This is a genomic window from Aerococcus sp. L_32 (genome assembly GCF_050689315.1).
Genome location: NZ_JBOEQF010001268.1, coordinates 1 through 517 on the forward strand (window position 1 = coordinate 1; position 517 = coordinate 517).

The 517-nt window shown below is 34.6% G+C and carries 1 pseudogene; it reads left to right on the forward strand.

Going from position 1 to position 517, the window contains the following annotated elements:
* Positions 1–183 precede the first annotated feature (183 nt).
* Positions 184–517, forward strand: a pseudogene (locus tag ACRCJ0_RS19265) (hypothetical protein); the annotation flags it as partial.

Sequence of the window (517 nt, forward strand, 5' to 3'; positions counted from 1 at the left end):
GCTTTTGTTGGTAAAGTTTTTTGTTGATAGGTCATATTTTACTCCTTAAAAAAACACTAAAATTCTTGGTAATTGTACTGTCCTCTATAAAACTATGCTATCATGGATTGAAGTAAATCACACTTTTAAACCCGTAAATATTGAAGGGAAATTGTGATGAATAGATGAGGAGCAACGATAACTATGATATGTCCAAACTGTCAGTCGACAATTCTAGCAGATACAAAAATTTGTCCAAATTGTGACTATATTTTTACCCATCGTGAATCGGATGACGACTTACATGATACGATTGAAATTCCTGCAGCTTCATTTGCGGATACATTATATGATGATGAAGACGACCACCATGAGGCTTACGAAGAGCACCAAACCTCTCCAATTCAAAATGCAGCTTATGCGAATGGCAATACCGACTCTTCTGATAGCAATGGTGACAATAAAGACGAGAAGAAGGCTAAAAAACCATTATTTTCTTTTGTCAAAAACAATAAAAAGACTAAAGCTACTGATAAAG